We start from the raw sequence: 18,378 nt of genomic DNA, 5'->3' as shown, positions 1-18,378 counted from the left end.
TACGGCCATGGCCGTCGTCACGATGCGGGAGCTGCTGGAGAGCGGCGTCCACTTCGGTCACCAGACCCGTCGCTGGAACCCGAAGATGAAGCGCTTCATCTTCACCGAGCGCAACGGCATCTACATCATCGACCTGCTCCAGTCGCTGTCGTACATCGACCGCGCCTACGAGTTCGTCAAGGAGACCGTCGCGCACGGCGGCTCCATCATGTTCGTCGGTACGAAGAAGCAGGCCCAGGAGGCCATCGCCGAGCAGGCGACGCGTGTCGGCATGCCGTACGTCAACCAGCGTTGGCTCGGTGGCATGCTCACCAACTTCTCCACCGTCTACAAGCGTCTGCAGCGCCTCAAGGAGCTCGAGCAGATCGACTTCGAGGACGTCGCCGCCTCGGGTCTCACCAAGAAGGAGCTCCTGGTCCTCTCCCGCGAGAAGGCCAAGCTGGAGAAGACCCTCGGTGGTATCCGCGAGATGCAGAAGGTGCCGAGCGCCGTCTGGATCGTCGACACCAAGAAGGAGCACATCGCCGTCGGTGAGGCGCGTAAGCTCCACATCCCGGTCGTCGCGATCCTCGACACCAACTGCGACCCCGACGAGGTCGACTACAAGATCCCGGGCAACGACGACGCGATCCGCTCCGTCACCCTGCTCACCCGCGTGATCGCCGACGCCGTCGCCGAGGGCCTCATCGCCCGTTCCGGCGCCGCGACCGGCGACTCGAAGCCGGGCGAGAAGGCCGCGGGCGAGCCGCTCGCCGAGTGGGAGCGCGACCTGCTCGAGGGCGAGAAGAAGGCCGACGAGACCGTCGAGGCCGCCGAGACCGAGAAGCCGGCCGAGGCCGCTGCCGAGACCCCCGCCGAGGCGCCCGCCGCCGAGGCCGAGGCTCCGGCCGCCGAGGCCGAGCAGGCCTGACCCACGGCCTGACCTTCCCGGTCCGGTTGTTTCGGATGGATCGGACGTCGACGGCGGGGGCCCACAAAGCCCCCGCCGTCCACCCGTAGATCTTTCAGACTTCGAGAGAGAAACTCAGACTCATGGCGAACTACACCGCCGCTGACGTCAAGAAGCTCCGTGAGCTCACCGGCGCCGGCATGATGGACTGCAAGAAGGCGCTCGACGAGGCCGACGGCAACGTCGACAAGGCCGTCGAGGCCCTGCGCATCAAGGGCCAGAAGGGCGTCGCCAAGCGCGAGGGCCGCTCCGCCGAGAACGGCGCCGTGGTCTCCCTCATCGCCGACGACCACACCTCCGGTGTCCTCGTCGAGCTGAAGTGCGAGACGGACTTCGTCGCCAAGGGTGAGAAGTTCCAGGCCGTCGCCAACAAGCTCGCCGAGCACGTCGCCGCCACCTCCCCGGCCGACCTGGAGGCGCTGCTCGCCTCCGAGATCGAGCCCGGCAAGACGGTCCAGGCGTTCGTCGACGAGGCCAACGCCAACCTCGGCGAGAAGATCGTCCTCGACCGCTTCGCGCAGTACTCCGATGGCTACGTCACGGCCTACATGCACCGCACCATGCCCGACCTGCCCCCGCAGATCGGTGTTCTCGTCGAGTTCGACAAGGAGAACGCCGAGGTCGCGAAGGGTGTCGCGCAGCACATCGCCGCCTTCGCGCCGAAGTACCTCACCCGTGAGGACGTTCCGGCCGAGGTCGTCGAGAGCGAGCGTCGTATCGCCGAGCAGACCACCCGCGAAGAGGGCAAGCCCGAGGCCGCGATCCCGAAGATCGTCGAGGGTCGCGTCAACGGCTTCTTCAAGGACGCCACGCTCCTCGGCCAGGCGTACGCCCTGGACAACAAGAAGTCGGTCCAGCAGATCCTGGACGAGGCCGGTGTCACCCTGAAGCGCTTCACGCGCATCAAGGTCGGCATCTGAGTCCGTACGCGACGGACACCGGACCCCGGTAGGGTCTGAAGCAGTTGTCCGCGCCCGGCGCAGGACGACCGCAGATCTGACGAGGAGGCCATTGCCGTAGGGGAAACCGCAAGGACCCATCGGCAATGGCCTTCGTCGTATGTGCACGAGGAGAGCTCCATGAACCAGACCGCCGCACAGGGCGACGACATCCACGGCAAAAAGGCCGGCCGCTTCATGCTGAAGCTGTCCGGCGAGGCATTCGCCGGCGGCGGCGCGCTCGGCGTCGACCCCGACGTCGTGCACAAGATCGCCCGAGAGATCGCCGCGGTCGTCCGCGACGGCGCCGAGATCGCGGTCGTGATCGGCGGCGGCAACTTCTTCCGCGGCGCCGAACTCCAGGTGCGCGGCATGGACCGGGCGCGCTCCGACTACATGGGCATGCTCGGCACCGTGATGAACTGCCTCGCCCTCCAGGACTTCCTGGAGAAGGAGGGCATCGACTCCCGCGTCCAGACCGCCATCACCATGGGCCAGGTCGCGGAGCCGTACATCCCGTTGCGTGCCGTGCGCCACCTGGAGAAGGGCCGTGTGGTCATCTTCGGTGCCGGTATGGGCATGCCGTACTTCTCCACCGACACCACGGCCGCCCAGCGCGCCCTGGAGATCGACGCCGAGGCCCTGCTCATGGGCAAGAACGGCGTGGACGGGGTCTACGACTCCGACCCGAAGACCAACCCCGACGCGGTCAAGTTCGACGCACTGGAGTACGGCGAGGTGCTCTCCCGCGACCTCAAGGTCGCCGACGCCACCGCCATCACGCTCTGCCGGGACAACAACCTTCCGATCCTCGTCTTCGAACTGCTCGCCGAGGGCAATATCGCGCGCGCGGTGAAGGGTGAGAAGATCGGCACTCTCGTGAGCGACCAGGGCACCCGGGCCTGAGTCTCGGCTCGAACCGGGTACCGCCCCGCGAGGGGATGGACAGAGCCCTGCCGGTCGTACACCGTGCAGGACAAGACGCGACGACACGCAGGAGCAAGTGGTGATCGAAGAGACCCTCCTCGAGGCCGAGGAGAAGATGGAGAAGGCCGTCGTGGTCGCCAAGGAGGACTTCGCCGCGATCCGCACCGGCCGTGCGCACCCGGCGATGTTCAACAAGATCGTGGCCGAGTACTACGGTGCCATCACGCCGATCAATCAGCTGGCGTCGTTCTCGGTGCCGGAGCCGCGCATGGCGGTGGTGACCCCCTTCGACAAGAGCGCGCTGCGCAACATCGAGCAGGCGATCCGCGACTCGGACCTCGGCGTCAACCCGAGCAACGACGGCAACATCATCCGTGTGGTGTTCCCGGAGCTGACCGAGGAGCGCCGCCGCGAGTACATCAAGGTCGCGAAGGGGAAGGCCGAGGACTCGAAGATCTCGATCCGCTCCGTCCGCCGCAAGGCCAAGGAGACCATCGACAAGCTGGTCAAGGACGGCGAGGTCGGCGAGGACGAGGGCCGTCGCGGCGAGAAGGAGCTCGACGACACCACCGCGAAGTACGTCGCGCAGGTGGACGAGCTGCTCAAGCACAAGGAAGCCGAGCTGCTCGAGGTCTGATGAACGACTCTTCCTGGGGGGCCCCGGCCGGTTCCGGCTACTGGGGGCCCGACCAGGGGCCTGCCCCGGCGGGTCCCGCATACGATGGGATGACGGCGGCGCAGACTCGGCCCATGCCCATCGTTCCCGACGTCCCCGCCGGCGACCACCAGGACGATCATGATCGGGGGGCCGCTTCGCAGAGCGGTCCCCTGTTCCGTGACGAGACGCCGAACGAGCACCCGCAGGAGCCCATGCCCACCCCGTCCCGTTCTGCTGAGGCGCCCGAGCCCCCGCAGAAGAAGAGCGCGGGCCGTGACCTGGGCGCGGCCATAGGGGTCGGGGTCGGGCTCGGCGCCGTCATCATCGCGTCGCTGTTCGTCTGGAAGGCCGCGTTCGTCGGCGTCATAGCGGTCGCCGTCGTGGTCGGACTGTGGGAGCTCACCTCCCGCCTCCAGGAGCGCAAGGGCATCAAGGCGCCGCTCGTGCCGCTGGCCGTCGGCGGCGCGGCCATGGTCGTGGCCGGATACGTCCGCGGCGCGGAGGGCGCCTGGGTCGCGATGGCCCTGACCGCCCTCGCCGTTCTCGTGTGGCGCATGACCGAGCCGCCCGAGGGCTATCTGAAGGACGTCACGGCGGGCGTCTTCGCCGCGTTCTACGTGCCGTTCCTGGCGACGTTCGTGGCGCTGATGCTCACCGCGGACGACGGGCCGCAGCGGGTGCTCACGTTCCTGCTGCTCACCGTCGTCAGCGACACCGGGGCGTACGCGATCGGCTGGCGGTTCGGCAAGCACAAGCTGGCGCCGCGGATCAGCCCCGGGAAGACCCGCGAGGGCCTGCTCGGAGCGGTGACGTTCGCGATGGCGGCGGGCGCGCTGTGCATGCAGTTCCTGATCGAGGACGGCTCGTGGTGGCAGGGTCTCGTCCTCGGGTTCGCGGTGGCGGCGAGCGCGACGCTCGGCGACCTCGGCGAGTCGATGATCAAGCGCGACCTCGGCATCAAGGACATGGGCACGCTGCTGCCCGGGCACGGCGGCATCATGGACCGGCTGGACTCGCTGCTGCCGACGGCGCCGGTGGTCTGGCTGCTGCTCGTGATCTTCGTCGGTACGGCCTGACCGAAGGTTTTTCGTACGGTTCGTACGGTGGGGCTCGCTGTCCGCGGGGACGGCGAGCCCTTCGTCGTCTCCCGGGAACCCCGGGGGCGGTTCAGGTCCGGCCCCACAGGCGGCCGCGCAGCGCCGCCCGGGCCGCGTTGGCGCCCGGCGCGCCGTGGACCCCGCCGCCCGGGTGCGCCGAGGCCGACGCCAGATACAAGCCCTTGACCGGGGTCTCCGGGCGGCCGTTGCCCGGCGTGGGGCGGAAGACCAGCTGCTGGTGCAGGGCGGCCGTACCGCCGTTGATGGCACCGTGCCGCAGGTTCGCGTCCATCGACTCCAGCGTCGGCGGGGCCAGGATCCGCCGCCCCCTCACGCGCTTGCGGAAGCCGGGAGCGTAGCGCTCCACCTGCGCCTCGACGCGGTACGCCATCGCCTCCCGCTCGCGCGCGTCCCAGAGGCCGGTGATGCCGTCGGGCCCCGCGTCGCCGCGGATGTTCTGCGGCACATGGGTGTACGCCCACGCCGACTCGGTCCCGGCGGGTGACCGCACCGGATCCGAGGTGGTCATCTGGCCGAAGAGGGCGAACGGCTCCTCGGGGACGTACTCCATGGCGATCTGCGCGGCGAAGCGGGTGAGACCGTCCACTCCGTCGGCCAGATGGACGGTGCCGGCCGTCGCCGCGGCCTCGGCCGTCCACGGCACGGGGGAGTCGAGCGCCCAGTCCACCTTGAAGGTGGCGAAGTCCCACTGGAAGCGCCGGATGTCGCGCAGCAGCCGGTCGGGCAGGTGCTCGGGGGCGACCAGCCGGCCGAAGAGCGCTGGTGCCGATACGTCGGCCAGGACGGCCCGGCGCGCGGGCACCTCCTCCCCGTGCGCCGTACGGACCGCGACCGCCCTGCCCTGTCGTACGACGACCGACACGACCGGCTCCCGGCACCGCACCGCTCCGCCGCGCCCGGCCAGGCGGCGCACCAGGGCGTCGGTCAGGGCTCCGGCCCCGCCGACCGGGACCGGGAAGCCGTGGCTCTGGCCGAGCATCGACATCAGCCAGCCGAACCCCCCGCTGCCCGCCGCCTCGGGGGCCAGGTCGGCGTGGAGCGCGTTGCCCGCGAGCAGCAGACGGCCCCCCTCCCCGCGGAACTCCTCCTCGCCCAGGCGGCGAACCGGCAGCGACAGGTTCCGCGCCAGCCGCAGCGCGGCCGAGGGCCGCAGCCGGGCGGCGAGGCGCAGCGCCGGCAGGACGGGCGGGAACGGGGTGAAAAGGGCCCGCAGGATGTCGGGGCCGAGCCGCTCCCACAGGGTGTACATCCGCTGCCAGGCGTCTCCGTCGCCCGTCGCGAACGCGTCGAGCCCGGCCGCGGTCGTCGCCGCGTCCCGCGCCAGGACCGCGCAGCGCCCGTCGGGGAGAGGATGCGCCAGGACGCGGGGGGCGTGGCTCCAGCGCAGGCCGTGGCGGCCGAGGTCCAGGCGGGCGATCACGGGGGAGGCGGCGGCCAGGGGGTAGAAGGCGCTGAAGAGATCACTGACGTAGTCGGGGTGGACGCCCCGGTCGCTGCGCACCGCGCCGCCCGGTGCGGGCTGCTCCTCCAGCACCTCCACGCTCCACCCGGCGTCCGCGAGGAGATTGGCGGCGACGAGCCCGTTGGGACCGGCCCCGATCACCACGGCGTCGGGCACGGGTCACACCGCCCGGGTCGACGTCTCGTCCGTGCGGTCCTCGTCCGGCCGGCCCTCGCCCGTGCCGTTCTCGACGGTCCTGGCCAGGCGGGTGAGCATGTCCCGGTGGCGGAGCTGGATCAGCGCGTCCGAGAGGGTGTTGTGCCACCGGCCGCCGAGGCCGCGCAGCGGATGCTCGTCGCAGATGATCAGGGTCTCCTCGCCCCACGGGCGGACGTCGAGAGCGACCCGGGCGCTTCCGATGCCCTTGGCGAACGCCTCCAGCTCCAGTTCGGCCCCCGGCACGCAGCGGCGCACGACGGTCTCCCCGTCGCCCGACCACGGGCCGATCCGGACCGTGTAGAGCAGCCGGGACCCGACCTGAGGCCAGTCGCCGTCCAGGGGCTTCGACTCGCTGGTGCCCACCACCCAGTCGCTGTAGCGCGAGGGATCCGCGAGGACGGCCCAGACGGCCTCGGGGGAGCGGCGGATCAGCTGGTGTCGTACGGCCATGGGGTCCTCCCGCGTGCGGTCGTGAGGTCGTGCGGTCGTGCGGCTGGTCGTCGGGCGTGCGGGTTCCCCGTCCCGCGCGGTCCATCCCTCCCCTGCCTACGGTGGACCCATGACCGGAGCTTCACCACTGCGCGGGCGTACGGCGGTCGTCACGGGCGCCGCCCGCGGTGTGGGGGAGCAGGTGGCCCTGGCCCTCGCACGGCGAGGGGCGCGGGTCGCCCTCGTGGGACACGAGGAGGCCGGACTCGCCCGGGTGGCCGCCCGCTGCCGGGCGGCCGGCGGCACGGCCCACCCCTGGCCGGCCGACGTGACCGACGAGGAACGGATGCGGGCCGTGGCCCGCGAGGTGGGCCGGCGGCTGGGGCCGGCGTCCGTCGTCGTCGCCAACGCCGGGATCGCGGCCGGCGGCCCGTTCGACCGCACCGACCCCGCCACCTGGCGCCGGATCGTCGAGGTCAACCTCCTCGGCAGCGCCGTCACGGCACGCGTCTTCCTGCCCGCCCTGCGGTCGACCCGCGGCCACTACCTCCAGGTCTCGTCCCTCGCCGCGATCGCGCCCTCGCCGATGATGACGGCGTACGGAGCCTCCAAGGCCGGCGTCGAGGCGTTCGCGTACGCCCTGCGGGCCGAGGTCGCGCACCTGGGCGTGACGGTCGGCGTGGCCCGCCTCGCCTGGACCGACACCGACATGATCCGGGCGGCCGAGGAGCACCCCGTCATGCGTGAGCTGCGCCACCACATGGCCTGGCCCGCCTCCCGGGTGCGCTCCCTCGACGGTGTCGGCGAGCGCCTGGCCCGAGGCATCGAACGCCGCCGCCCCGCCGTGAACCTGCCGCCCTGGCTCCGCGCGGTGCGCGCGGCCGCCCCGCTGCTGCCCGGCCTGGTCGCCCGCCACGCCCGCCACGTCCTGCCCCGCCTCGACGACGCCGACCTCGCCCCCACCGGCCTCCTCGGCCCGGGCGGCGCGGCGGACCGGGCGCGCACCGAGCTGGAGCCTCGCACCGGGCTGGAATCTCACAGCGGGCCGGAGCCTCGCACCGGAGCCTGAAGCGGCCGGCCTCCCGGCGGCCGGCCTCCCGGCGGCCGGCCTCCCGGCGGCCGGGCTCCCCGCGGCCGGGCTCCCTGCGGCCGGATCTCTTCGGATCCGGTCCACGCGCGCGCGTCTGCGACACTGGTAGCACCATGCCCAAGCCCGGAGAACTCACTTTCGTCGCGCCCCGCGGAGCCAAGAAGCCGCCGCGGCACATCGCCGACCTCACGCCCGCCGAGCGCAAGGAGGCCGTCGCCGCGATCGGCGAGAAGCCGTTCCGCGCCAAGCAGCTGTCCACGCACTACTTCGCGCGGTACGCCCACGACCCCGCCGAGTGGACCGACATCCCCGCGGGCTCCCGCGAGAAGCTGCGGAGCGAGCTGCTGCCGGACCTGATGTCCGTGGTCCGGCACATCTCGTGCGACGACGACACCACCCGTAAGACCCTGTGGCGGCTGCACGACGGCACGCTCGTCGAGTCCGTGCTCATGCGCTACCCGGACCGGGTGACCATGTGCATCTCCTCGCAGGCCGGCTGCGGGATGAACTGCCCGTTCTGCGCCACCGGCCAGGCCGGGCTCGACCGGAACCTGTCGACCGCCGAGATCGTGCACCAGATCGTCGACGGCATGCGCGCGCTGCGCGACGGCGAGGTGCCCGGTGGGCCGGCGCGGCTGTCCAACATCGTCTTCATGGGCATGGGCGAGCCGCTCGCCAACTACAAGCGCGTGGTCGGCGCCATCCGACGGCTCACCGACCCCGAGCCCGACGGACTCGGCCTCTCCCAGCGCGGCATCACCGTCTCCACCGTCGGCCTCGTGCCCGCGATGCTCCGCTTCGCCGACGAGGGCTTCAAGTGCCGTCTCGCCGTCTCGCTGCACGCGCCCGACGACGAACTGCGCGACACCCTCGTGCCCGTCAACACGCGCTGGAAGGTCCGCGAGGTCCTCGACGCCGCTTGGGAGTACGCGGAGAAGTCCGGCCGCCGGATCTCCATCGAGTACGCCCTCATCCGGGACATCAACGACCAGGCCTGGCGCGGCGACCTCCTCGGGCGGCTGCTCAAGGGCAAGCGCGTGCACGTGAACCTGATCCCGCTGAACCCGACCCCGGGCTCGAAGTGGACCGCCTCCCGGCCCGAGGACGAGAAGGCCTTCGTCGAGGCCATCGCCTCCCACGGCGTGCCGGTCACCGTCCGTGACACCCGTGGTCAGGAGATCGACGGTGCCTGTGGACAGCTGGCGGCCTCCGAACGCTGACCTTGTACTCTGAGCTCGAACACATCTCCATATTCCGACAGGGGAGCGCCACAGCGCTGAGAGTGCGGTCACCGTAGGACCGCAGACCCTCTGAACCTCGCCCAGGTCATTCTGGGTAGGAAGTTCGGTCGCTACTCGAGCTGTTGCGCCCTGCCCACCCCCGGGTGGGCAGGGCCGCGTCTCTTCCTGGTCACACCCAGGAGGAATTTCAGTGAGCACCAAGAAGATGGCCGCCGTGGGCGTAGCCGCCGCGCTGGGCGTCACCACCCTCGCCGCCTGCGGTACCGAGGAGATCAGGGACGCGGCCGGTAAGTCCGGCGAGCCCGCGCCGAAGACCGTGACCCTCGTCAGCCACGACTCCTTCAACGCCTCCAAGGAGGTGCTCGCGGAGTTCACGGCGCAGACCGGCCTCACGGTCAAGGTCCTCAAGAGCGGCGACGCCGGCGAGGCCGTCAACAAGGAGATCCTCACCAAGGGCTCCCCGCAGGGCGACGTCTTCTTCGGCGTCGACAACACCCTGCTCTCCCGCGCCCTCGACAACGGGATCTTCGTCCCGTACGAGGCGAAGGGCCTGGACCGGGTCCCCGCCGAGCTGCGGCTCGACAAGGAGCACCGGGTCACCCCGGTCGACTCCGGCGACATCTGCGTCAACTACGACAAGAAGTACTTCGCCGACAAGAAGCTCTCGCCCCCGCAGACCTTCGACGACCTGGCGAAGCCGGAGTACAAGAACCTGCTCGTGGTGGAGAACCCCGAGCGGTCCTCCCCGGGCCTCGGCTTCCTCCTCGGCACCGCCGCCCGGTACGGCGACGACGGCTGGGTGGACTACTGGAAGAAGCTCAAGGCCAACGGCGTGAAGACCGTCGACAGCTGGGAGCTCGCCTACAACCAGGAGTTCTCCGGCTCCGCCGGCGGCAAGAAGGCCAAGGGGGACCGGCCGCTGGTCGTGTCGTACGCCTCCAGCCCGCCGGTCGAGGTCCTCTACGCCGAGCCGCAGCCCAAGGAGGCCCCCACCGGCGTCTCCACCGGCACCTGCTTCCGGCAGACCGAGTTCGCGGGCCTGCTGAACGGGGCCAAGAACCCCGAGGGCGGCAAGAAGCTGATCGACTTCCTGATCTCCAAGAAGTTCCAGGACGACATGCCGCTGCAGATGTTCGTCAACCCGGTCGTCAAGGACGCCACCCTGCCCGAGCTCTTCACGAAGCACGGTGTCGTCGTCGACAAGCCGCAGACCATGGCACCCGCGAAGATCGCCGAGAAGCGTGACCAGTGGATCCAGCAGTGGTCGTCCCTCGTTCTGAAGTAGGGCGCGACGTCAGGGGAAGCGCGGCGCGGCTCGGCCTCATGGTCGTGCCCGTCGCGTTCTTCGCCGTCTTCTTCGCCTGGCCCGTCGTCTCGATCGTCGAGCGCGGGCTGAGGACGGACGACGGCGCCTGGCGGTTCGGCCGGTTCGGCGAGACGCTGACCCGGCCGGAGATCCTCGACGTCCTGTGGTTCACGCTCTGGCAGGCGCTCGCCTCGACCGCGCTGACGCTGCTGGTCGCACTCCCCGGCGCGTACGTCTTCGCGCGCCTCGACTTCCCCGGCAAGGGACTGCTGCGCGCGGTCGTCACCGTCCCGTTCGTCATGCCGACCGTCATGGTCGGCACCGCCTTCCTCGCGCTCGTCGGCCGCGGCGGGCTCCTCGACGAGCTGTGGGGCGTCCGCCTCGACACCACCGTCTGGGCGATCCTCCTCGCCCACGTCTTCTTCAACTACGCCGTCGTCGTCCGTACGGTCGGCGGACTCTGGGCCCAGCTCGACCCCCGCCAGGAGGAGGCCGCCCGCGTCCTCGGCGCCTCCCGCTGGACCGCCTGGCGGACCGTGACCCTGCCCGCGCTCGCCCCGGCCGTCGCCGCCGCGGCGCTGATGGTCTTCCTCTTCACCGCCGGCTCCTTCGCCGTCGTCCAGATCCTCGGCGGGCCGGCGTACTCCACCCTGGAGACCGAGATCTACCGGCAGACGGTCGACCGCTTCGACCTGACGACGGCCGCCGTGCTCACCCTCGTGCAGTTCACCGCCGTCGGCCTGATCCTCGCCGTGCACGCCCGGACGGTGCGCCGGCGCGAGAGCGCGCTGAAACTCGTCGCGCCCGAACAGACCGCGCACCGCCCCCGGGGAGCGGGCCAGTGGACGCTGTTCGGAGCCGTCCTGCTCTCCGTCGCGCTGCTGATCCTGCTGCCGCTCGGCGTCCTCGTCGAGCGCTCCTTCGCCACCTCCGAGGGATACGGGCTCGCCTACTACCGGGCCCTGCGGTCCGTGGACCCCTCCGGCACCTTCCTCGTGCCCCTCGCCGACACGATCGGCAACTCGCTCCAGTACGCCCTCGTCGCCACCGCCCTCGCCCTCTCCATCGGCGGACTGGCCGCCGCGGCCCTCACCCGGCGGGCCGGGCGGCTGGTACGCGGCTTCGACGCGCTCCTCATGCTGCCGCTCGGGGTCTCCGCCGTCACCGTCGGCTTCGGTTTCCTCATCACGCTCGACGAGCCGCCGCTCGACCTCCGGGCCAGCTGGATCCTCGTGCCCCTCGCCCAGGCGCTGGTCGGCGTCCCCTTCGTCGTACGGACGATGCTGCCCGTGCTGCGGGCCGTCGACGAACGGCTGCGGGAGGCGGCGGCCGTCCTCGGTGCCTCGCCGCTGCGGGCCTGGCGGGAGGTCGACCTGCCGCTCGTCCGGCGGGCCCTGCTCATCGCGGCCGGGTTCGCCTTCGCCGTCTCGCTCGGCGAGTTCGGCGCGACCGTCTTCATCGCCCGGCCCGACAACCCGACCCTGCCGGTCGCCGTGGCCCGCCTCCTCGGACGGCCCGGCGAGCTCAACTACGGCCAGGCCATGGCCCTTTCGACGATTCTGATGGTGGTGTGCGCGGTGTCCCTGCTGCTCCTCGAACGGCTCCGCACCGACCGGACCTCGGGGGAGCTGTAGATGCTGACGATCGAGGACGCGACCGTACGGTTCGGTGAGCGCGCCGCCCTGGACGCGGTGGACCTGGAGGTCGCCGAGCACGAGATCGTGTGTGTGCTCGGACCGAGCGGCAGCGGGAAGTCCACGCTGCTGCGGGCCGTCGCCGGGCTGCAGGCCCTGGACGGCGGCCGGGTGCTGCTCGGCGGCGCCGACCAGGCGGGCGTACCCGTGCACCGGCGGGAGGTCGGGCTGATGTTCCAGGACCATCAGCTCTTCCCGCAGCGGGACGTGGGCGGCAACGTCGCCTTCGGGCTGCGGATGCACGGCGTCGGCCGGGCCGAGCAGAGTGCGCGGATCGCGGAGCTGCTCGACCTCGTCGGGCTGCCGGGGGCCGGGCGCCGGGCCGTGGCCTCCCTCTCCGGCGGCGAACAGCAGCGGGTCGCGCTGGCCCGGGCGCTGGCCCCTAGGCCCCGGCTGCTGATGCTGGACGAGCCGCTCGGTCAGCTCGACCGGGGGCTGCGGGAGCGGCTCGTGGTCGAACTGCGGCAGCTGTTCGGGCGGCTTGGCACGACCGTGCTGGCCGTCACCCACGACCAGGGCGAGGCGTTCGCACTCGCCGACCGGGTGGTGGTCATGCGGGACGGCCGGATCGCCCAGTCGGGAACCCCGCTGGAGGTCTGGCAGCGGCCGGCGTCGGAGTTCGTCGCGCGCTTCCTCGGCTTCGACAACGTCGTACCGGCGACCGTCGACGGCGCCGCCGCCGACACCGTCTGGGGGAAGATCCCGGTCCCCGAGGGCTCGGCGCGGGGCGAGGGGAAGATCCTCGTCCGCCCGGCCGGAGTGCTCCTGGGCGCCCCCGAGGACGGGCTGCCCTGCGTCGTCGAGGCCCGTACGTTCCGCGGCAGCCACGTCGCCGTCCTCCTCCGGCCCGTCGAAGGCCCGCTCCTGGAGGCCGAGTGCACGCTCCGGGACGCGCCGGACGAGGGCGACGAGGTGGGAGTGACGTTCGACGCCGCCGAGGTCGTGGTCCTGCCGGACGAGCGGGGCTGACCACCGGCGTCGGCCCTGGGCCGGCCGCGCGTCCTACGGGACGCGTACGGGCACGGGCTCGGGCTTCTCAGGCTCCGGCTCGGGCGTCACCGGTGTCTCCGCGACCGTCTCGCCCTCCGGCGCGCCGAACCACGCCACCGCCACCGCTCCCGCGACCGCCAGGACGAAGCCGGTCACCGCGAGCCAGGCGAACCCCGGACGGGACGCGTCGCCCAGCCACCACACGCCGATCATGCCCGGCAGCACGGTCTCGCCGACCACGAGCGCCGCCGTCGCCCCGTTCACCGAGCCGATCTGCAGCGCGACCGTGTGCAGATACATCCCGCCGATCCCGGCCACCAGGATCGCGTACAGCGCCGGGTCCGCGAGCAGCGCGCGCAGGTCGAACGGGTCGATGCCGTTCAGCACCCGGACCCCGACGCCGAGCGCGCCGAAGCCGAGCCCCGACAGCAGACCCGCCAGGATCGCCGCCCGGGCGCCCAGGAACCGTACGAGGACGGTGCCGCCCACCATCAGCAGCAGCGAGATCGCGAGCAGCCACCAGTGCGTGGCGATCGGGGTGTGCCCACTGCCCTCCGGGCCCGCCGCGCTCGCCAGGAGCACCAGCGCCGAGCAGACCACGCCGATCGAGGTCCACTCCGCGCGGGTGAGCCGTATCCCCAGCAGCTTGACGCTCAGGACCGCCGTGATGACGAGGTTGGCGCTGATCACCGTCTGGGAGAGGAAGAGCGGAAGCATCCGGGCGGCCAGCGCGCCGAGCCCGAAGCCGACGAAGTCCAGGATCGTGCCGACGACGAACTCCCAGGTCATCGCCGCCTTCGCGGTGGACTGCAGGCTGGGCCCGCCCCGCCCGGTGACCTGTCCGGACGCCGCCGCCTCACGGCGCGCGGACTTGCGGGAGCCGACGGCCTGAAGCACCGAGCCCGTGCCGTAACAGATCGATGCGGCGACGGCGGTCAGCAGTCCAATGAGCACGAGAGGGCTCCGTTTCCGGGTACGCGACGGTGTTCCGACTGCCAGACGTGGGATCGGGCGCCGAAGTTGCCTCGTCCGGACATCCGCGTTGATCAACTGGCCTACGCTGCTGCCCGTGAGCGGAATAGACGTGGGAAACGGAGTGGTCGGCGCCATCCTGGGGGTGGTCTTCGCCGCCCTGTTCCAGCAGTGGACGCAGGACGTCTGGTTCAGGATCAGACGCCGTTCGGCCGGAGTGGTCCGGAGCATCACCTTCCGCGAGCGGCAGGCATTGGCCTGGTCGACCTTCTCGCTCGGTCCGCTGCACACCTCCGCCCTCGTCGTCGAGGGCGACGGGGACCGCCCGATCGCCGCCGAATCGATCCACGTCCAGGTCCTGGACGAGGAGATCGCGCTGCCCGAGGAGATGGCGGCCTGGCGCGACGAGATCGAGGCCGAGGAGCGCCGGGTGGAGGCGACCGGCGAGCGGGCCCCGGTGTGGAACGGGCCGCGGTACGCCGTGGAGAGCCTGGAGGTCTCCAGGACCGCCCTCGACGAGCGGTCCGAGGTTCATCTGCGGCTGCGGCCCACCGACTACTACACCTTCCTCGCCGCCCAGCAGCTGGACCGCCGGCTCCCCGACGGCAGCACGCCCCGCTCCCGCTACCTCGACCCCGAGGACCCGCTGGCCGCGCCGGCGTTCCTCCAGTGCAGCTTCGGGGTCAACATCGCCGTGGTCACCTCCGACCACCTGCTCGTCGTCAGCCGCCGCAGCGACCGGGTCCGGATGGCACCGGGCGTGTGGAGCTCCTCCGTCAACGAAGGACTCTCCCGGCACATCGACTCCGCCGGCCGCAACGCGCCCGACCTGCACGCCGTGGCTCGCCGCGGCATGCGGGAGGAGCTGTCGCTGGAGCCGCACGAGTACACGCTCTCCCTGCTCGCCTTCGTCCTCGACGTCGACAAACGGCAGTGGAGCGCCCACTTCTACGCCCGGCTCGGCGACATGACGGGGGAGCAGCTCCGGGCGCGGCTGAGCAGGGGAGTCGCCGACCGCTGGGAGCACCAGACCATCGAGTACGTCCCCTTCCGCTCCGCCGACGTGGCCCGCTACCTGCTGCGACCCGACCGCATCCACCTCTGGGCGCCCGTCGCCCCCGCCCTGTTCCATCTGGCGCTCGTGCATGTGCACGGCCGGGCCTCGGTGGAGCGCGCGGAGGCGCAGGCGGTGCGCCGGCTGTAGCGGGCTCGACGGCTCTACGGGGGCTCTACGGGGCGCTCGCCAGGCGGCGCAGCGCCTCGGGGGCCTCCTCGACCGTTTCGACGAGGGCGATCCGGGCCGCCATCGGCCGGTCCGCCGCCAGGGCCGACAGCAGCGGCCACGCGGGCAGGCGCTCGGTCCAGTGGGCGCGGTTCACCAGGACCATGAGGGTCGGGCGGCCGCGGGACTCGTAGTAGTTCGGCGTGGTGTTGTCGAAGATCTCCTGGACCGTCCCGGCGGCGCCGGGCAGGAAGACGACACCGCCGTCGCAGCGGGCGAGCAGTCCGTCCTCGCGGGTGGCGTTGGCGAAGTACTTCGCGATGTGGCCGGCGAAGGCGTTCGGCGGCTCGTGGCCGTAGAACCAGGTCGGGACACCGACCGAGTCGCCGCCGCCGGGCCACCGGCCGCGCACCTCGAACGCCACCCGCGCCCACTCGGTGACGGACGGGGTGAAGGAGGGGGCCTTGGCGAGGAGTTCGAGCGCCTCGTCGAGGACGGGGTCGGCGAGCGGCGCGGTGTAGGCGCCGAGGTTCGCGGCCTCCATGGCACCGGGGCCGCCGCCCGTCGCCACGGTGAGGCCGGCGCGGGCCAGCGACCGGCCGAGCCGGGCGGCACCCGCGTACGCGTCGGTGCCCCGGCCCATCGCGTGGCCGCCCATGACGCCGACGACCCGGTGGCCGACGAGGAGTTCGTCGAGGGCATCGGAGATCGCGTCGTCGTGGACCGAGCGGAGCATCGAGGCGAAGACGTCGCCGTCGGCCTTCGTCCGCTGGAACCAGGCGTAGGCGAGGGCGTCGGGGGTCGCCGCGTACCCCTCCTCCCGCATGACGCCGGTGAAGAGTTCCTCGGGGGAGTAGAGCAGGGCGCGGTACGGGTCGAACGGCACGTCCGGTACGGGCGGGAAGACGAGGGCCCCGTCGGCGCGGACCTTGGCGGCGGCCTCGGGCCGCATCGGGCAGCCGAGGAAGACGGCGCCGGTCGTGGCGACGGAGAGCAGCTCGACGCCGCGGTCGGTGAGGTCCACGGACTGGATCCGGTAGCCGACGAGGGAGCCCTGGGCGAGGGCCGCGTCGAACTCGGCGAGGCTGTGGATCTCGCGGTGGTGGGGACGAGGGGGACGGGCCATGGGCTCACGATAGGCCGGACCCGGCGAGACCGTCGCCCACGACGGACGGCGCCGACGGGGCGCGGGTGTCGGACCCGGGCGTCGGCCTCGGGCGTCGGTGTCAGCCTCGGAGGGGGACCGCTGCCAGTTCCGCCACGAGCCACGTCACGGGCAGGAACACCGCGAGCAGGACGCCCGCGCGCATCAGTGCCGCCGTGCGCAGGACCGTCGCCGGGGCGCCGAGACGGAGGAGGGCCTCGGTGGTGTGGGCGCGGCTCTGCTTCGACTCGAGCGCCGCCGTCAGCAGCGTCGCCGTCGTGCAGGCGAGCACCAGGCCCGCCCCCAGACCCGACAGCGGACCGAAGTCACCGGCCCCGGCTCCGGCCCCGGCCCCCGCCCCGGATCCGTACAGGGTGCCCGCCGCCAGGGCGGCCGAGACGACCGCGCAGACCACGCCGAGCGGGCGGCCGATACGGCGGGACTCGCCCATGAGGACCCGGCCGGCCAGCAGCCGGACCGCGCCCGGGCGGGCCGTCTGGAGGAGCCGGCCGCACCAGTGGGTGAGGCCGGGGCCCGCCATCGCGAGGCCGACGGCCGTGAGGATCCAGCCGGCGAGCACGCCGCCGGGGCTGCCCTCGAACCGTCCGGGCAGCGGGAATGTTCCGCCCTCGCCGCCCTGCCCGGCGTACGTCTCCACCGCGAGGCCGACCGCGACCAGCGCCACGCCCCACGGCAGCCCGGTCGGCGCCGGCCCCTCGGCGCCGTCGGCGCTCGTGGCAGCGGTGTTCTTCCTCGGCCGCAGCGCGAGACCGGCCGCCGTGGAGGCGGCCACCGGCAGGATCGCGAGCAGGGTGAGCGCCGCGGCGAGCGGGATCGGCTGGTCGGCGGCGAGCAGCTCGGCGGCCGCCCCGTCGAAGGGCATCCCGGTGATGTCCCCGCGCAGGTGCAGGTAGAACAGCAGCGCGAGCATCGAGCCGAGCGTGCAGGAGACCGCCGTGGAGGCCGCGGCGAGCGCCGTCAGCCGGGCCGGCCCGAGGCCGACCGCGGAGAGCCCGGGACGGGGGCGGATGCTGGGATCCGTACGGGCCACGGCGACCGCGAAGTACACGGTCGCCGCGAGCGGGATCGCGCACCACAGCAGGCGCAGGGACGCGGCGGCCGCGTCGGCGGGGTGCCCGACGGCGTACCCGAGCGTGCACAGCAGCAGGAAGCCGACGCCCGCGGCCGCCGCGGCGACCAGGAGCCGCCGCAGCAGGACGAGGGGGTGGGTTCCGCGGACTAGACGGAGAGCGAGCACTCGGCGACGCCCTCCGCCCCGGTCGTCGGCGCCGCCGTCGTCCCGACCCGCCGCCCGTCGAGCAGGGCGACCGTGCGGTCGGCGTGGGTGGCGACCTCGGTGTCGTGGGTGGCCAGCACCACGGTGATCCGGTGCGAGCGGACCGCGGCCATCAGGGTCCGCAGCACCTGGGCGCCGTCGGCGCGGTGCAGGGAGGCGGTCGGCTCGTCCGCGAAGAGCACCGACGGGGTGGTGACCAGGCCCCGGGCGATGGCGATCCGCTGCCGCTGCGACTGGGTGAGGGCGTGCGGGCGCTTGCGCGCGCACGCGCCGATGTCCAGCCGCTCCAGCCACTCCATGGCGGAGGTCTTCGCGGCCCGGTGGGAGATCCCGCGCAGGAGCAGCGGCAGGGCCGCGTTCTCCCAGGCGGTCAGCTCGGGTACGAGTCCGGGCTCGGGGTCGATCCAGCCGAACCGCTCACGGCGCAGCCGCTCGCGCTGGGCCGGGGTCATGGTGTGGACGGGGCCGCTGTTGAACCAGACCTCGCCCTGCTGGGCGACCGCCTGGCCCGAGAGGCAGTGCATGAGGGCGGTCTTGCCGCTGCCGCGCGGCCCGACCAGGGCGAGGATCTCGGCCTCGCGGACGCCGAGGGAGACGCCGCTGAGCACGGTCGACTTCCCGAGGGAGTAGTGCAGAGAACGCGCCCAGAGCACGTCGTTGTCCGGTGGGGCCATCGCGTACACCTCGAAGTCGGATCTGCTGTGTGGTTCCCCGTGTACCCCCGTACGGGGGAACGAAGAGAC

The 18,378-nt window shown here is 72.4% G+C and carries 17 protein-coding genes and 1 riboswitch; of the genes, 11 read left to right on the top strand and 6 right to left on the bottom strand.

The window, feature by feature from the left end; translation table 11 throughout:
* The first annotated feature begins 7 nt into the window (after positions 1 to 7).
* The 5 genes from rpsB to ACF06X_RS19495 all read left to right on the top strand — a co-directional run bounded on the left by rpsB (position 8) and on the right by ACF06X_RS19495 (position 4,548).
* Positions 8 to 910, top strand: coding sequence for a 30S ribosomal protein S2 (rpsB, locus tag ACF06X_RS19515; RefSeq protein ID WP_392288528.1), 903 nt, complete (start codon positions 8 to 10; stop codon positions 908 to 910).
* Positions 911 to 1,032: 122 nt separating this feature from the next.
* Complete coding sequence (gene tsf / locus ACF06X_RS19510) at positions 1,033 to 1,869, top strand: translation elongation factor Ts (protein ID WP_392288527.1); 837 nt, start codon at positions 1,033 to 1,035, stop codon at positions 1,867 to 1,869.
* A 159-nt stretch (positions 1,870 to 2,028) separates the two neighbouring features.
* The gene (gene pyrH / locus ACF06X_RS19505) at positions 2,029 to 2,793 is read left to right on the top strand and encodes a UMP kinase (RefSeq protein WP_158990975.1); all 765 of its coding nucleotides are present in this window, start codon (positions 2,029 to 2,031) and stop codon (positions 2,791 to 2,793) included.
* Between the two features lie 100 nt (positions 2,794 to 2,893).
* Complete coding sequence (frr, locus tag ACF06X_RS19500) at positions 2,894 to 3,451, top strand: ribosome recycling factor (RefSeq protein WP_392288526.1); 558 nt, start codon at positions 2,894 to 2,896, stop codon at positions 3,449 to 3,451.
* Positions 3,451 to 4,548: a phosphatidate cytidylyltransferase gene (locus ACF06X_RS19495; protein WP_392288525.1), complete on the top strand. Its 1,098-nt coding sequence runs from the start codon at positions 3,451 to 3,453 to the stop codon at positions 4,546 to 4,548. Before frr ends, ACF06X_RS19495 begins: the two co-directional genes overlap by 1 nt.
* A gap of 91 nt (positions 4,549 to 4,639) precedes the next feature.
* Here ACF06X_RS19495 and ACF06X_RS19490 read toward each other — a convergent pair whose 3' ends face one another.
* Positions 4,640 to 6,208 (bottom strand): phytoene desaturase family protein, encoded by a 1,569-nt coding sequence (locus ACF06X_RS19490; RefSeq protein WP_392288524.1) that lies wholly within the window; start codon positions 6,206 to 6,208, stop codon positions 4,640 to 4,642.
* 3 nt (positions 6,209 to 6,211) lie between these two features.
* Positions 6,212 to 6,700 carry an SRPBCC family protein gene (locus ACF06X_RS19485; protein WP_392288523.1) on the bottom strand — a complete coding sequence of 163 codons (489 nt, stop codon included), beginning with the start codon at positions 6,698 to 6,700 and terminating at the stop codon, positions 6,212 to 6,214.
* Between the two features lie 109 nt (positions 6,701 to 6,809).
* On the opposite strand from ACF06X_RS19485, the gene ACF06X_RS19480 reads away from it, so the two are divergent.
* The 5 genes from ACF06X_RS19480 (at position 6,810) to ACF06X_RS19460 (ending at position 12,979) form a co-directional block, all read left to right on the top strand.
* Positions 6,810 to 7,748 carry an SDR family oxidoreductase gene (locus tag ACF06X_RS19480; protein WP_392288522.1) on the top strand — a complete coding sequence of 313 codons (939 nt, stop codon included), beginning with the start codon at positions 6,810 to 6,812 and terminating at the stop codon, positions 7,746 to 7,748.
* Positions 7,749 to 7,882: 134 nt separating this feature from the next.
* Complete coding sequence (gene rlmN / locus ACF06X_RS19475; protein ID WP_392288521.1) at positions 7,883 to 8,989, top strand: 23S rRNA (adenine(2503)-C(2))-methyltransferase RlmN; 1,107 nt, start codon at positions 7,883 to 7,885, stop codon at positions 8,987 to 8,989.
* Positions 8,990 to 9,018: 29 nt separating this feature from the next.
* Positions 9,019 to 9,129: riboswitch (TPP riboswitch) on the top strand.
* A gap of 86 nt (positions 9,130 to 9,215) precedes the next feature.
* Entirely contained in the window at positions 9,216 to 10,295 is a 1,080-nt protein-coding gene (locus tag ACF06X_RS19470) for a thiamine ABC transporter substrate binding subunit (protein WP_392289017.1), read from the top strand.
* A gap of 38 nt (positions 10,296 to 10,333) precedes the next feature.
* Entirely contained in the window at positions 10,334 to 11,950 is a 1,617-nt protein-coding gene (locus ACF06X_RS19465; protein ID WP_392288520.1) for an ABC transporter permease, read from the top strand.
* Complete coding sequence (locus ACF06X_RS19460) at positions 11,951 to 12,979, top strand: ABC transporter ATP-binding protein (RefSeq protein WP_392288519.1); 1,029 nt, start codon at positions 11,951 to 11,953, stop codon at positions 12,977 to 12,979.
* A gap of 33 nt (positions 12,980 to 13,012) precedes the next feature.
* On the opposite strand, the gene ACF06X_RS19455 is transcribed toward ACF06X_RS19460, so the two are convergent.
* A complete protein-coding gene (locus tag ACF06X_RS19455) occupies positions 13,013 to 13,954 on the bottom strand; it encodes a hypothetical protein (protein WP_392288518.1) in 942 nt (313 codons plus the stop codon).
* Between the two features lie 115 nt (positions 13,955 to 14,069).
* Here ACF06X_RS19455 and ACF06X_RS19450 point away from each other — a divergent pair, with 115 nt between their 5' ends.
* Positions 14,070 to 15,176, top strand: coding sequence for a hypothetical protein (locus ACF06X_RS19450; protein ID WP_392288517.1), 1,107 nt, complete (start codon positions 14,070 to 14,072; stop codon positions 15,174 to 15,176).
* A gap of 25 nt (positions 15,177 to 15,201) precedes the next feature.
* Here ACF06X_RS19450 and ACF06X_RS19445 read toward each other — a convergent pair whose 3' ends face one another.
* The 3 genes from ACF06X_RS19445 to ACF06X_RS19435 all read right to left on the bottom strand — a co-directional run bounded on the left by ACF06X_RS19445 (position 15,202) and on the right by ACF06X_RS19435 (position 18,309).
* On the bottom strand, positions 15,202 to 16,320 hold the full coding sequence (locus ACF06X_RS19445; protein WP_392288516.1) for an LOG family protein: 1,119 nt from the start codon (positions 16,318 to 16,320) through the stop codon (positions 15,202 to 15,204).
* 100 nt (positions 16,321 to 16,420) lie between these two features.
* Positions 16,421 to 17,596 (bottom strand): hypothetical protein, encoded by a 1,176-nt coding sequence (locus tag ACF06X_RS19440; RefSeq protein WP_392288515.1) that lies wholly within the window; start codon positions 17,594 to 17,596, stop codon positions 16,421 to 16,423.
* Positions 17,578 to 18,309, bottom strand: coding sequence for an ABC transporter ATP-binding protein (locus ACF06X_RS19435; RefSeq protein ID WP_392288514.1), 732 nt, complete (start codon positions 18,307 to 18,309; stop codon positions 17,578 to 17,580). The genes ACF06X_RS19440 and ACF06X_RS19435 overlap by 19 nt, the downstream gene beginning before the upstream one ends.
* Positions 18,310 to 18,378: the final 69 nt, after the last annotated feature.

The organism is Streptomyces sp. NPDC015346 (assembly GCF_043078785.1).
GTDB lineage: Bacteria > Actinomycetota > Actinomycetes > Streptomycetales > Streptomycetaceae > Streptomyces.
The sequence above is the reverse complement of the archived record's forward strand: the minus strand, read 5'-3'. Positions and strand labels throughout refer to the sequence as shown.